This window comes from Streptomyces sp. NBC_00557, assembly GCF_036345995.1.
GTDB lineage: Bacteria > Actinomycetota > Actinomycetes > Streptomycetales > Streptomycetaceae > Streptomyces.
This window is the reverse complement of record NZ_CP107796.1, coordinates 6,709,123-6,722,442: the sequence shown is the minus strand read 5'-3', so window position 1 is coordinate 6,722,442 and position 13,320 is coordinate 6,709,123. Positions and strand designations below refer to the sequence as shown.

The 13,320-nt window shown below is 73.4% G+C and carries 13 protein-coding genes; 6 read left to right on the top strand and 7 right to left on the bottom strand.

Going from position 1 to position 13,320, the window contains the following annotated elements; genetic code table 11:
* Positions 1-9: 9 nt before the first annotated feature.
* Positions 10-1,374, bottom strand: a complete 1,365-nt coding sequence (locus OG956_RS29590; RefSeq protein ID WP_330341062.1) for a glutamine synthetase family protein — start codon at positions 1,372-1,374, stop codon at positions 10-12.
* A 98-nt stretch (positions 1,375-1,472) separates the two neighbouring features.
* On the opposite strand from OG956_RS29590, the gene OG956_RS29585 reads away from it, so the two are divergent.
* Both OG956_RS29585 and OG956_RS29580 read left to right on the top strand, forming a co-directional pair.
* Positions 1,473-2,210, top strand: coding sequence for a FadR/GntR family transcriptional regulator (locus OG956_RS29585; protein WP_330341061.1), 738 nt, complete (start codon positions 1,473-1,475; stop codon positions 2,208-2,210).
* Positions 2,211-2,256: 46 nt separating this feature from the next.
* A complete protein-coding gene (locus OG956_RS29580; RefSeq protein ID WP_330341060.1) occupies positions 2,257-2,955 on the top strand; it encodes a gamma-glutamyl-gamma-aminobutyrate hydrolase family protein in 699 nt (232 codons plus the stop codon).
* Between the two features lie 272 nt (positions 2,956-3,227).
* On the opposite strand, the gene OG956_RS29575 is transcribed toward OG956_RS29580, so the two are convergent.
* Positions 3,228-4,193 carry a LysR family transcriptional regulator gene (locus OG956_RS29575; protein ID WP_330341059.1) on the bottom strand — a complete coding sequence of 322 codons (966 nt, stop codon included), beginning with the start codon at positions 4,191-4,193 and terminating at the stop codon, positions 3,228-3,230.
* 70 nt (positions 4,194-4,263) lie between these two features.
* On the opposite strand from OG956_RS29575, the gene OG956_RS29570 reads away from it, so the two are divergent.
* Positions 4,264-5,391 (top strand): C4-dicarboxylate ABC transporter, encoded by a 1,128-nt coding sequence (locus tag OG956_RS29570; RefSeq protein ID WP_330341058.1) that lies wholly within the window; start codon positions 4,264-4,266, stop codon positions 5,389-5,391.
* On the opposite strand, the gene OG956_RS29565 is transcribed toward OG956_RS29570, so the two are convergent.
* The 4 genes from OG956_RS29565 to OG956_RS29550 all read right to left on the bottom strand — a co-directional run bounded on the left by OG956_RS29565 (position 5,339) and on the right by OG956_RS29550 (position 9,960).
* Positions 5,339-6,058 carry a helical backbone metal receptor gene (locus OG956_RS29565; protein ID WP_330341057.1) on the bottom strand — a complete coding sequence of 240 codons (720 nt, stop codon included), beginning with the start codon at positions 6,056-6,058 and terminating at the stop codon, positions 5,339-5,341. The genes OG956_RS29570 and OG956_RS29565 overlap by 53 nt on opposite strands.
* A complete protein-coding gene (locus OG956_RS29560) occupies positions 6,058-6,630 on the bottom strand; it encodes a helix-turn-helix domain-containing protein (RefSeq protein WP_330341056.1) in 573 nt (190 codons plus the stop codon). Before OG956_RS29560 ends, OG956_RS29565 begins: the two co-directional genes overlap by 1 nt.
* Positions 6,631-7,067: 437 nt before the next feature.
* Complete coding sequence (locus OG956_RS29555; RefSeq protein ID WP_330341055.1) at positions 7,068-8,885, bottom strand: ABC transporter permease/substrate binding protein; 1,818 nt, start codon at positions 8,883-8,885, stop codon at positions 7,068-7,070.
* Entirely contained in the window at positions 8,878-9,960 is a 1,083-nt protein-coding gene (locus tag OG956_RS29550) for a quaternary amine ABC transporter ATP-binding protein (RefSeq protein ID WP_330341054.1), read from the bottom strand. The genes OG956_RS29555 and OG956_RS29550 overlap by 8 nt, the downstream gene beginning before the upstream one ends.
* Before the next feature lie 133 nt (positions 9,961-10,093).
* On the opposite strand from OG956_RS29550, the gene OG956_RS29545 reads away from it, so the two are divergent.
* The 3 genes from OG956_RS29545 to OG956_RS29535 all read left to right on the top strand — a co-directional run bounded on the left by OG956_RS29545 (position 10,094) and on the right by OG956_RS29535 (position 12,367).
* The gene (locus OG956_RS29545) at positions 10,094-10,450 is read left to right on the top strand and encodes a hypothetical protein (RefSeq protein ID WP_330341053.1); all 357 of its coding nucleotides are present in this window, start codon (positions 10,094-10,096) and stop codon (positions 10,448-10,450) included.
* Between the two features lie 29 nt (positions 10,451-10,479).
* Positions 10,480-11,409 (top strand): 5'-3' exonuclease, encoded by a 930-nt coding sequence (locus tag OG956_RS29540; protein ID WP_330341052.1) that lies wholly within the window; start codon positions 10,480-10,482, stop codon positions 11,407-11,409.
* Between the two features lie 112 nt (positions 11,410-11,521).
* Positions 11,522-12,367 (top strand): siderophore-interacting protein, encoded by an 846-nt coding sequence (locus tag OG956_RS29535; protein WP_330341051.1) that lies wholly within the window; start codon positions 11,522-11,524, stop codon positions 12,365-12,367.
* A 12-nt stretch (positions 12,368-12,379) separates the two neighbouring features.
* Here OG956_RS29535 and OG956_RS29530 read toward each other — a convergent pair whose 3' ends face one another.
* A complete protein-coding gene (locus OG956_RS29530) occupies positions 12,380-13,312 on the bottom strand; it encodes a 5'-nucleotidase (protein WP_330341050.1) in 933 nt (310 codons plus the stop codon).
* Positions 13,313-13,320 lie beyond the last annotated feature (8 nt).

Sequence of the window (13,320 nt, the reverse complement as noted above, 5' to 3'; positions counted from 1 at the left end):
GATGACCTTTCACAGGCGTTCGAAGGAGCGGCGCAGCTCCCAGTCGGTGACCGCGGCGTCGAAGGCCGCGAGCTCGACGCGCGCCATGTTGCGGTAGTGGGCCACGACCTCGTCGCCGAAGGCGGCCCTGGCGATGGGGCTGCTCTCCCACAGCTCGGCGGCCTCGCGCAGGGTGGTCGGGACGTGCTCGTAGCCGGCGGTGTAGGCGTTGCCGGGGCAGGGGGCCGGGAGTTCGAGCTTGTGCTCGATGCCGTACAGGCCGGCCGCGACCAGGCCGGCGACGGCGAGGTGCGGGTTCACGTCGCCGCCGGGGAGGCGGTTCTCGAAGCGCAGGGAGCGGCCGTGGCCGACGACGCGGAGCGCGCAGGTGCGGTTGTCGTGGCCCCAGGCGACGGCGGTGGGGGCGAAGGAGCCCGGCTGGAACCGCTTGTAGGAGTTGATGTTCGGGGCGTACAGGAGCGAGAAGTCGCGCAGCGCGGCGAGCTGCCCGGCGAGGAACCGGCGCATGACGTCCGACATCCCGCCCTCGCCGTCCCCCGCCATGACGTTGTCGCCGTCGGCGTCGGCGAGCGAGAGGTGGATGTGGCAGGAGTTGCCCTCGCGCTCGTTGTACTTGGCCATGAAGGTGATCGAGACGCCCTCCTGGGCGGCGATCTCCTTGGCTCCGGTCTTGTACAGGGCGTGCTGGTCGCAGGTGACGAGGGCCTCGTCGTAGCGGAAGGCGATCTCGTGCTGGCCGGGGTTGCACTCGCCCTTGGCGGACTCGACGGTGAGGCCGGCGCCGGCCATCTCGTTGCGCAGCCGGCGCAGCAGGGGCTCGATGCGGCCGGTGCCGAGGACGGAGTAGTCGACGTTGTACTGGTTGGCCGGGGTGAGGCCCCGGTAACCGGCGTCCCAGGCGGCCTCGTAGCTGTCCTTGAAGACGATGAACTCCAGCTCGGTGCCGACCCGGGCGGTGTAGCCGAGTGCGGCGAGCCGCTCCAGCTGGCGGCGCAGGATCTGGCGCGGGGCGGCGTCGACCGGCGAGCCGTCGTTCCAGGCGAGGTCGGCGAGGAGCAGGGCGGTGCCGGGGTGCCAGGGGATGCGGCGCAGGGTGGCGGGGTCGGGGTGCAGGGCGAAGTCGCCGTAGCCGCGGTCCCAGGAGGACATGGCGTAGCCGTCGACGGTGTTCATCTCGGTGTCGACGGCGAGGAGGTAGTTGCAGCCCTCGGTGCCGTGGTGGAGGACCTCGTCGAGGAAGAAGCGGGCGGCGAACCGCTTGCCCTGGAGGCGCCCTTGCATGTCGGGGAAGGCCAGGACGACAGTGTCGATCTCACCGCTCGCGACGAGGGCGTGCAGTTCCTCGACACTGAGCGGGGGTGTGCGGTCTGCCACGGGAGAAGCCTCCTTCGGCGCCTGGAGCGCTTTTTCGGCCGAGCCGGGAGCCATAAGGTATTGCCCGGAACCATTGCCTGGGAAGGGGGTACGGCCGGATGTCGTGGGAGAGCCACCCCCGGGGGGTGGGCGACCGGCTGGCTCCGGTGCTGCGGCCGGTGCGGGCGGGCAACGGCTTCGAGGAGGCGCTGGAGCAGATCCTCCAGGTCGTGCGGCTCGGCCTGGTGCCGGGCGGCGAGCGGCTGCCGGCCGAGCGGGAGCTGGCGGAGCGGCTCGGGATCAGCCGGGTGACGCTGCGCGAGGTGCTGAAGGTGCTCCAGGACCAGGGTCTGGTCGAGGCGCGGCGCGGACGCTACGGCGGAACGTTCGTGCTGCCGCGCGCGGACGGCGGCGGCGAGGACGAGCTGCGCCGGCGGGTCGCCGGGGTCGACCTGGAGGACGTGCTGCGGTTCCGCGAGGTGCTGGAGGTGGGCGCGGCCGGGCTGTGCGCGGCGCACGGTCTCACGGACGGCCGGGCGGACCGGCTGCGCGAGGCGCTGGCCCGCACGCACGACGCCCCGCTGGCGGACTACCGACGCCAGGACACCCTGCTCCACCTGACCCTCGCCGAGCTGTGCGGCTCCCCCTCGCTGACCGCGCAGTACGCGTCGGTGCGGGCGCAGGTGAACGATCTGCTCGACTGCATCCCGCTGCTGGTGCGCAACCTGGAGCACTCGCAGCGCCAGCACACCGCGCTGGTGGAGGCGGTGCTGGACGGGGACGCGGACGGCGCGCGGGAGATGATGCGCGAGCACTGCGCGGGCACGGCGGCGCTGTTGCGGGGCTTCCTCGCATGACCCTTAAAGGTATGAAAGCAAACCTTTTTCTTCCGGGGAGGCCGGCATGACCGTACGACCGCTGATCGGCGTCAGCACCTATCTGGAGTCCGCCGCGCGGTGGGGGGTGTGGGAGCTGGACGCGGCGCTGCTGCCGGCCGGCTATCCGCGGCTGGTGCAGCGGGCCGGCGGCCTGGCCGCGATGCTCCCGCCGGACGCGCCGGAGCGCGCCGCGGAGACGGTGGCCCGGCTGGACGGCCTGGTGATCGCCGGCGGCCCGGACGTGGACCCGGCCCGGTACGGCGCCGAGCGCTCCCCGCGCACGGGGCCGCCGGCGCTCGAACGGGACGCGTGGGAGCTGGCGCTGATCGACGCAGCGCTGGCCGCGGGGGTGCCGCTGCTGGGCGTCTGCCGGGGCATGCAGCTGCTGAACGTGGCGCTCGGCGGAACGCTGGTCCAGCACCTGGAGGGGCACGCGGAGGTGGTCGGCGTGTTCGGCGGCCACCCGGTCAAGCCGGTGCCGGGGAGCCTGTACGCCGGGATCGTCCCGGAGGAGACGACCGTGCCGACCTACCACCACCAGGCCGTGGACCGCCTCGGTGCGGGCCTGGTGCCGTCGGCCTACGCGGCGGACGGCACGGTGGAGGCGATCGAGCTGCCGGCCGGCCGGGGCTGGGCGCTGGGCGTGCAGTGGCACCCGGAGATGGGCGAGGACGTGCGGGTGATGCGCGCGCTGGTGACTGCGGCCGGCTCCGCCACGGGATGACGGTTGGCGCCGACTGCCGTGTGGCTGCGCCACCTGGCCAAGGGGTTTTCGGCGAAGCCGATTGCTGCGGGGTGCCCGCGCCTTGTGGGTGCCGGGCGGGCGTCGCCCACGGGCCGTCCGCGGGGTGCGGGTGCGTTGTGGCTGGTCGCGCAGTTCCCCGCGCCCCTGGGGCGTTGCAGAGCCGTCGGCTTGTCAGCGTCGCCGGCGCTGCGGGCAGTCGTGCCTCCCCCAGCCGGGCGCGGGACGCATTCCGCCCAGTCGCGGAGCGCGCGTCACCCTCGCGTCAGGGAGAGCAGCTCCCGCGCCGGGCCCGTGGGGCGGTGGCCCGTCGGCCAGACCGCGCGCAGGTCGCGGCGGAGGGACACGCCCTCGACCGGGATGCTGACCAGGCGCCGCATGGCCAGTTCCTCCCCCACCGCCAGTTCGCTGAGCACCGAGGGGCCGGCGCCGCTGACCGCGGAGGCCTTGACCGCCGTGGTGGAGGACAGCTCGATCAGGGGGCGGGCGAGGCCGCCGAGCGCCGCGTCGAGGACCTGGCGGGTGCCGGAGCCGCGTTCCCGGAGGATCAGCGGGGTGGCCGCCAGCTCGTCCGGCGTCAGGGGGCGCCGGCGGCGGGCCCAGGGATGGGCCGGCGCGGTGACGACGATCAGGCGGTCGCGGGCGATGACGGCGGAGTCGAGCCCCGTGGGCACGGACAGGCCCTCCACGAACCCGAGGTCCGCCTCGCCCGCGAGCAGCAGTTCCGCGACCTTCGCGGAGTTGCCCGCGAGGAGCGACACCGCGGTGTCCGGCCGCTCGGCGTGCAGGGCGAGGAGCCAGCCGGGCAGCAGGTACTCGGCGATGGTCATGCTCGCCGCGACCCTCAGCCGCGAGTCCCGGCGGTCCCGCAGCGCCCGCGCGCCCGCGTCGAAGGCGGCCGCCGCCTCGACGACGCGGCGGGCCCAGTCCGTGACCAGCGCGCCGGCGTCCGTGAGCCGGGAGCCCCGGGGCGAGCGGTCGACGAGGGCCACACCGAGCTGCCGTTCCATGGAGCGGATCCGGCTGCTGGCGGCGGGCTGGGTGATCCCGACCTCCCGCGCCGCGGCCCCGAGACTGCCCAGCCGTGCCACCGCGAGCAGCAGCTCCAGCGCGGCCAGATCGGGCACCCGGTGGGCCAGCGATGCCGTGCGGTCCGGCTCCGGGTGATCCGGTGCCGTGCGTTCCGATGTGCGCTCTCGCCGCCCCGCCGTCTCGCTCATAAGACCAGCTTATGTCCTCATAGGAGGGAACTCCCTGGTCACGCGCGAGGGGCGGCGGGACCGTGGGGCCATGGTCACCGCAGCCCATCCCTTGTCCGCCGCCTCCGTCACGCCGGCCGCCCGGGTCCGCCACCTGGGCCCCAACTGGTACGCCGCCGTCATGGGCACCGCCGTCCTCGGCTCGGCCGGCGTGGCGCTGCCCGCGCACGCGGCGGTGCTGCGCGTCGTCTTCGCCGCCTGCTGGGTGCTGTCCCTGATCATGCTGGCGGCCCTGCTGGCGGCCCGCTCCCTGCACTGGGCCCACCACCGCGACCAGGCCCGCGCCCATCTCCTCGACCCGGCCGTGGCCCCCTTCTACGGCTGCCTGTCGATGGCCCTGCTGGCGGTCGGCGGCGGGGCCCTGACCGCCGGGCAGCAGGTGATCGGCGCCCGCGCCGCGGTCGTGCTGGACGCCGTCCTGTTCACGGCGGGCACGGCGGTCGGGCTGGCGGCCGCGGTGGCCGTGCCGTACCTGATGGCCGTACGGCACCGGGCCGGGCCCGCGCAGGCGTCCCCCGCGTGGCTGCTGCCGCTGGTCGCGCCGATGGTGTCGGCCGCGCTCGGCCCGCTGCTGGTGCCGCACGTGCCGCCCGGTCAGGCGCGCGCGACCCTGCTGCTGGGCAGTCTCGCCCTGTTCGGGCTGAGCCTGTTGGCGACGCTGCTGATGCTGCCGCTGGTCTTCGGCCGGCTGCTCTCCGGCCCGCTGCCGCTCGCGCTGACCCCGACGCTGTTCCTGGTCCTGGGTCCGCTCGGGCAGTCCACCACGGCGGTCGGCAAGATCGCGGATGCGGCGGCGGGGGTCGTACCGGCGCCGTACGCGCGCGGGCTGGACGTCTTCGCCGTCCTGTACGGGGTGCCGGTCATGGGGTTCGCGCTGCTGTGGCTGGCGCTGGCGGCGGCGCACGTGGTGCGGGCGCGCCGGCACGGCATGAGGTTCGCGATGACCTGGTGGGCGTTCACCTTCCCGGTGGGCACGTGTGTCACCGGCGCGATGGCGCTCGCCCGGCACACCGGTCTCGTGGTGTACGGCGGGCTGGCCGTCGGGCTGTACGCGCTGCTCGCCGCCGGCTGGCTCGCGGCCGCCTCCGGCACCGTGCGGGGCCTGCTCAGCGGCGCGCTGCTCGCAGCGCCTCGGACAGCACCCGCGGCGCCTCGGTGAGGGACGGGCCGTACCAGGTCAGGTGGCGCCCGCTGACCAGGGCGCAGGGCAGGCCGGGGAAGGCCTCGGGGCCGTCGTCCCCGGTGAAGCGGTACGGCTCGTCGGGCAGCACCACGAGGTCCGGCGCCGCCGCCCGCAGGTCGTCCAGCGGCACGCGGGGGTAGCGGTCGGGGTGGCCGGCGTACAGGTGGTCCACGCCGAGCCGGGCCAGCACGTCACCGGCGAAGGTGTCCCGGCCGAGGACCATCCAGGGCCGGCGCCAGACCGGTACGACCGCCGTCCTGCGCCCGGCCGGCTCGGGCAGCGCGGCCCAGGCCTCCTCCGCCTCCTTCAGCCAGCGGGGCCGCCCGTGCGCACCGCACGCCCGAAGGACCCGGTCCAGCTCGGCGAAGGCCTGCGGGACGCTGCGCACCTCGGTGACCAGCACGGCGAGGCCCGCGGCGCGCAGGGCGTCGAGATCGGGGGCGCGGTTCTCCTCCTCGTTGGCGATCACCAGGTCGGGGGCGAGGGCGAGGATGCGGTCGAGCGCGGGGTTCTTGGTGCCGCCGATCCTGGTGACGTCGAGGTCCGCCGGGTGCGTGCACCAGTCGGTGGCGCCGACGAGGGCGCCGGGCAGGGTCCGGGCCACCGCCTCCGTGAGGGACGGGACCAGGGAGACGACCCGCACTAACGGGACCTGTCCTGCACGGCCTCGATGTGCTCGGCGACCGCCACGACCACCACCCGGGTGTCCGGCACCGTCGCCCGCCACCGGTGCCTGACGCCGCCCGTCAGGTACAGGGTGTCGCCCCGGCCCAGGCGGTACGCGCGCCCCTCCGCCTCGATCTCGACCGCGCCGTCGGCGACGTACATCAGCTCGTCGTTGCGGTGCTGGAACTCGCGGCCCGCGTCGTGGTCGCCGGTGAACTCGGAGGCGTGCAGCTGGTGGTGGCCGCGGACCAGGGAACGGGTGCGGGGCGCGAAGTCGTCCTCGGCGGCCGGGTCGGCGCGGACGACGTCGACGCTCGCCGCCGGGTCGGCGGCGGCGAGGAGTTCCACGGCGGTGGTGCGCAGGGCGTCGGCCAGCCGCTCCAGCGAGGTGCGGCTGGGGCGGGCCCGGTCGTTCTCGACCTGGCTGAGGAAGGGCACCGACAGGCCGCTGCGCTCGGCCACGACGGCGAGGGTCAGCTCCAGGGCACGACGGCGCCGCCGGACGGCCGCGCCCACCCGCACGGGCTGCTGCTCTTTGTGGTCGCCCATCGCTCCGGCTCCCTCCCTCGCTCGTCGTGCCGCTCTCCGGGTGCCCGCTCTGCGGCGCACCCCTTCCGATGACTTCTCTGCACCCTACGCATGTTCGGCAAACTGTTTCACGCGGCTGTCACAAACCCGGCATGATGTCCAGTCCCCCACCCCCGCGGTTCGCGCCAGTGTGCCAGGGGCCGGACGCCACCGGAACTCGCGGCCGGCAGGTGGCGGACACCCCCGCCGGCCGGGCCGCGGACCCCCGCACGGGCCGGCGGTCGTGACGTACGGTGATTGGCCGGATCCTTCTCGTGCCGGAAATCCGCGAAGGGCGGGCACCGCCGGTCGCGCGGTGGCGTCCGGCGGTACCCGCCCCTCGGGAGGCGGTCCGGGCCAGTCGTCAGGTCACCCGGCCGCCAGGCTCTCGGCTCATCCAGCCGCCCGGCGTCCGGGGCTCACCCGGCCGCCCGGCTCTTGGCGTCCTTCCCCGCGACCGGGGCCCAGGCGTCGACCAGGCCGGGGTGCTCGCGCAGCCAGCCGCGTACGGCGTCCTGCTCGTGGCCCTTGCCGGCCTTCTGGATCCGCGCCTCCAGGCCGGTGAGCTGCTTCTCGGTCATGGAGAAGTGCTTCAGCCAGCGGGCGACCTGCGGATCGTCGGCGGCGAAGCCCTTGCGGGCCAGGGTGTGCACGCCGTCGCCGCTGCCCCAGGCGCCCTTCGGGTCCTTGAGCTTCTTCAGGTCGTAGTCGCTGTACGCCCAGTGCGGGGACCACAGGGTGACGACGACCGGCTGCTTCTTGGAGTAGGCGCGCTTGAGCTCGGCGAGCATGGCCGGGGTGGACCCGTCGATCACCTGGTAGGAGCCGTCGAGGCCGTACGCCTTGAGGACCTTGCTCTTCAGCAGGCCCATCTCGCCCGCGCTGGGCTCGATGCCGACGATCTTCCCGCCGAACTCGGAGGCGTGGGCCTTGAGGTCCGCCAGGGAGTTCACGTCCTTCACATAGGACGGGACGGTCAGCTCCAGGGAGGTCGGGCCGTACCAGGAGCCGAGGTCGTCGAGCTGCTTGCCGTACTTCTTCCAGTACTCGGCGTGGGTGGTGGGCAGCCAGGAGTCGGTCTCGAAGTCGAGCTGGCCGGTGGCGAGGCCGGTGTAGAGGGGGCCGGCCGCGTACTGGGTGGTGGTGACCTTGAAGCCGCGTTCCTCCAGGATCTCCTTCCACAGGAAGGTCGAGGCGATGCCCTCGTCCCAGGGGATGTAACCGATGCGGATCTCCTTGCCCTTGCCGACGTCCGTGCCGGAGGCCTCGGAGCTGGTGCCGGCGCCGGAGCCGAAGATGCCGAGGCCGCCCGCGACGAGCGCGAGGACGACCACGCCGACGACGGCGACGGCCGGGCGCGGCCGGTACGACCACGCACGCGTGCGTGCCTTCGCGGCGGCCCTGCGTCCCAGCGGGGACAGCTGGGTGCCGAGGGCGCCGGTGACGCGGTCGAGGTAGATGGCGAGGACGACGATGCCGACGCCCGCCTCGAAGCCGTAGCCGATGTCGAGCTGGCCGATGGCCTCGTTGACCGCGCCGCCGAGGCCGCCGGTGCCGACCATGCCGGCGATGACGACCATGGACAGACCGAGCATGATCACCTGGTTGACGCCGGCCATGATGGTCGGCAGGGCGAGCGGCAGCTGGACCCGCCAGAGGATGTCGCGCGGGGTCGTGCCGAACGCCTCGGCGGCCTCGACCAGTTCGGCGTCGACCTGGCGGATGCCGAGCTCGGTCATGCGGACGCCGGGGGCGAGCGCGAAGATCAGGGTGGCGACGACGCCGGCCGCGGTACCGAGCCCGAAGAACAGCATGGCCGGGATCAGCAGGACCATCGACGGCATGGTCTGCAGCAGGTCCAGGACCGGGCGCACGGCGGCGCTGACCGCCTTGGAGCGGGCGGCCCAGACGCCCAGCGGGAGGGAGATCACCAGCGCGATCACGGTCGCCACGAGGACCAGGGCGAGCGTGGACATGGCCTGGTCCCACAGGGCGAGCGAGTCGACCAGCGCGAATCCGGCGAAGGCGAGGACGCCGGCGGTGAGGCCGCGCAGCCACCACGCGACGACGGCGAGGATGCCGGCCATCAGCAGGGGCTGGGGCGCGCCGAGCACGGCGTCGATGCCGTCGTACATGCCCTCCATGACCGCCTTGACGGCGTCGAAGAGCCAGGAGAGGTGGCCGACCAGCCAGTTGACGCCGGAGTCGACCCAGTCGCCGAGATGGATCCTAGGCACGGCTGATCACCTTCGCCTTCCCGTCCGGGCTGTCGCAGGGCGCGGGTTCGGCCGTCTCCTCGCCGAGGAAGCCGACCAGGCGCTGCCGGGGGACGACACCGACGACGCGGTTCGCCTCGTCCACGACACTGACGCGGTGGGACAGCCGGGCGCTGATCGCGCACAGCTCGGTGAACGGCGTCTCGCGGGTCGCGGTCTCGCAGCCGCACAGGGGGGCGTCGGCCGTGACCGAGGTGTCCATGAGGGCGCCCGCCGTCAGCACGCGGGAGCGGTCGACGTCCTGGATGAAGGAGGCGACGTAGTCGTTCTCCGGGCGCAGCAGGATGTCCTCGGCGGTGCCGGTCTGCACGATGCGGCCGTCGCGCATGACGGCGATGCGGTCGCCGAGCCGCATGGCCTCGTTGAGGTCGTGGGTGATGAAGACGATGGTCTTCTTCAGCGTCTTCTGCAGTTCGAGGAGCTGGTCCTGCATGTCGCGGCGGATCAGCGGGTCGAGGGCGCTGAAGGACTCGTCCATCAGCAGCAGGTCGGCGTCGGTGGCGAGGGCGCGGGCGAGGCCGACGCGCTGCTGCATGCCGCCGGACAGCTCGTCGGGCCAGGAGTCCTCCCAGCCGGCCAGGCCGCACAGGGCGAGCGCCTCGTCGGCGCGGCGCTCGCGCTCGGCGCGGGGCACGCCCTGCACGGCGAGGCCGTAGGCGGCGTTGTCGCGGACGCTGCGGTGCGGGAACAGCGCGAAGTGCTGGAACACCATGCTGATCCGCTTCGAGCGCAGTTCGCGCAGCTCGCGGGCGGTGAGCGCGGTGAGGTCCTGGCCGTCGAAGCGGACACTGCCGGCGGTCGGCTCCAGCAGGCCGTTGAGCATGCGCAGCAGGGTGGACTTGCCGGAGCCCGACAGGCCCATGACGACGAAGATCTCGCCCTCCTCGACGCGGAAGGAGGCGTCGATCACGGCGGCCGTCGTGCCGTCGGCGCGCAGCTCCTCCCGGTCGGCGCCCTGCCGCAGACGGTCCACCGCTCGGTCCGGTCGTCTGCCGAAGACCTTGAACAGGTGCTCGGCCTCAAGCCTGGGGTGCACGCGTACCTCTCGTCTGGGGGTCTGGGACAGTGGCCGCGCCTCCCCACGATCGAGATGGTCAAACTTTTAAGTGGCTCACTTCACATCGCGCCTCTACGATGTGGCGGCCGGACGCTGCCGAGGGGGGGAAGCAGTGGAACGACCCGATGACCGCGTTCCGTCGGCGTTCCGTTTCGCCGCCGAACTCGTCGCCTGGGTGGCCACTCCCTGGGCGCTGGCCGCCTACGGGTGGCCGCTCGCCGTGCTGTCGCTGGTGGTCCTCATCGGCCTGCCGGCGGTGTTCGCCACACCGGGCGACAAGCAGAAGGTGATGGTGCCGGTCCCCGGCGCGGTCACCGTCCTGCTCGTGCTGATGCAGCTCGCGGCCGCGGTGGTCTCCGCGTGGTGGCTGTGGCCGCTCTGGGCCGCCGTGCCGGTGACCGTGCTGGCCTTGGCCGTCCTGGTCACGGAGCGACCGCGCTGGAGGTGGCTGCTGTCGCCGGCCGGGTGAGTGTCGGTGCGGTGCGGCATGATGCGAGCGTGACCGGACGACTCATGCTGCTCGACACCGCTTCGCTGTACTTCCGCGCCTATTTCGGCGTCCCCGATTCCGTGAAGGCGCCGGACGGCACGCCGGTGAACGCCGTGCGCGGGCTGCTGGACTTCATCGACCGGCTGGTGAAGGACCACCGGCCGGAGCACCTGGTGGCCTGCATGGACGCCGACTGGCGGCCGCAGTGGCGGGTGGACCTCATCCCCACGTACAAGGCGCACCGGGTCGCCGAGGAGCACGAGGACGCGCCGGACGTGGAGGAGGTGCCGGACACCCTGTCCCCGCAGGTGCCGGTCATCGAGGAGGTGCTGGACGCGCTCGGCATCGCCCGGGTGGGCGTCGCGGGGTACGAGGCGGACGACGTGATCGGCACCTTCACCGCGCGCGCCACGGGCCCCGTGGACATCGTCACCGGCGACCGCGACCTGTACCAGCTGGTGGACGACGCGCGGGGGGTGCGGGTGCTGTATCCGCTGAAGGGGGTCGGCACGCTCCAGCTGACCGACGAGGCGGTGCTGCGCGAGAAGTATGGCGTCGACGGGCGGGGGTACGCGGATCTGGCGCTGCTGCGCGGCGATCCGAGCGACGGCCTGCCGGGCGTGGCCGGGATCGGCGAGAAGACGGCCGCCAGGCTGCTCGCCGAGTTCGGGGACCTGGCCGGGATCATGACGGCGGTCGACGACCCGGGGGCGAAGCTCACGCCGTCGCAGCGCAGGCGGCTCGACGAGGCCCGGCCGTATGTCGCGGTCGCGCCGAAGGTGGTGCGGGTGGCCGACGACGTGCCGCTGCCGGAGGTCGACACCGCGCTGCCGCGTGCCCCGCGCGATCCGGGGGCCCTGGAGCAGCTGTCCAGGCGGTGGGGGCTCGGGGGCTCGTTGCAGCGGCTGGTGACCACCCTCACCGAGCCGCGTGCGTGAGCTTGACCGGAATATTCCGGCAAAGGTCGCTCCGACGGCACTCGAGGGAGAGGTGTTACCACTGAGGGGATGCTAACTTAGGTAAACCTAACCACCTTTGCTGGAGGTCGTGATGGCAGAGCGTCCCGCGCGAAAGCCGCGCAAGACCCGTACCGCCCATGTGGTCCGCACCGAGCGGCTCACCCCGCACATGCAGCGGGTGGTGCTCGGCGGTGAGGGTCTGGCCGACTTCTCGGCGGACACCTGCACCGACCACTACGTGAAGCTCCTCTTCTGCCCCGCGGGCGTCACCTATCCCGAGCCCTTCGACCTGGAGCGGATCCGGGCGGAGTTCCCGCGCGAGCAGTGGCCGGTGACCCGCACCTACACCGTGCGGGCCTGGGATCCCGGGCACCGCGAGCTGACCCTCGACTTCGTCGTCCACGGCGACGAGGGCCTGGCCGGGCCGTGGGCGACGCGGGTGCGGCCGGGTGAGACCGTGCGCTTCATGGGCCCCGGCGGCGCCTATGCGCCCGACCCGGCCGCCGACTGGCATCTGCTCGCCGGGGACGAGAGCGCGCTGCCCGCGATCGCGCGGTCCCTGGAGGCGCTGCCCGCCGGCGCCCGCGTCCATGCCTTCGTGGAGGTGTCCGGCCCCGAGGAGGAGCAGAAGATCGACTCCGATGTCGAGGTCGTCTGGCTGCACCGGGGGGACCGGCCGGTCGGCGAGGCGCTGCTCGAGGCCGTACGAGGGCTTCGGTTCCCCGAGGGCCGGGTGCACGCGTTCGTGCACGGGGAGGCGGGGTTCGTGAAGGAGCTGCGCCGGCTGCTGCGGGTGGAGCTGAACATCCCCCGTGAGGACCTGTCGATCTCCGGCTACTGGCGCCTGGGCCACGACGAGGACGGCTGGCAGGCCTCCAAGCGGGAGTGGAACGCCCGGATCGAGGCCGAGCAGGAGAGCAGCGCGGCGGCGGCGTGAACGCGCGCCCGCTCAGGGCTCGTTGATCGCTCCGAACGGGACGTGCACGCTGGGCGTGGTGCGGGACGTGCTGCGCAGGTGGGTCACCTGGTCGTCGAAGAAGATGTGGGGCCTGAGCACCTTCAGCACCGCGCCCTTGTCGATGCCGCCGAGGAAGAAGGCGCCGTTGACGGTCAGCCCCCACTGCTTCAGGCTCCGCACCGCCCTCTCGTGGGCCGGCGCCGCCCGCGCGGTCACGATGGAGACGTGGACCCGGCTCGGGTAGTCCGGGTCGGCCTTGCGCCGCTCCTCCTCCCGGCGCTGTATCCGGTTGACCCCGGCGAGGAAGTCGCGCAGCGGTCCGGGGTCGTGCGGGGTGGCCGCGTTACGGGTCTCGTGGGCCCGGAACTCCGCCAGGCCGCCGGACTGGTACACCCGCTCGGCGGCGTCGCCGGCGAGGACGCCGTCGAAGTCGAACGCGATGCGCAGTTCCGGGTCGTCGGGGTCGTCGGCGTACGACGATCCGAGCACATGCCCGGCCGGCAGGCCGGCGGCGACCGCCGCGCGCACGTCCTCGCCGTTCGCGGACAGGAACAGGGACATGTTCAGCGCGGTCATGAACGCGTGGGGCGACCGCCCCTGCATGAACACGGCCCGGGTGACCGGCAGTTCATGGGCCTGGATGGACCGCATGACCCTCAGGCCCGTGTCGGGGTCGTTGCGGGAGAGGATGATGACCTCGACGAGCGGGTCGTCGGGCTCGCCGAGGTCGTTCAGGGACAGCAGCCTGCGGATGAACGCGAACGCCACGCCGGGCGGGAGCGTGTCGTCGACGTGCTCCTCCTGGTGGGCCCGGTAGGCCTCTTCGCCCTGTTCGCGGAAGACGGCGTCCGACTCGCTCAGGTCGAACAGGGCGCTGGAGGCGACACCGACGACGAGCCGGTTCGCGAGGTCGTAGGGCGGCATGTCCTACA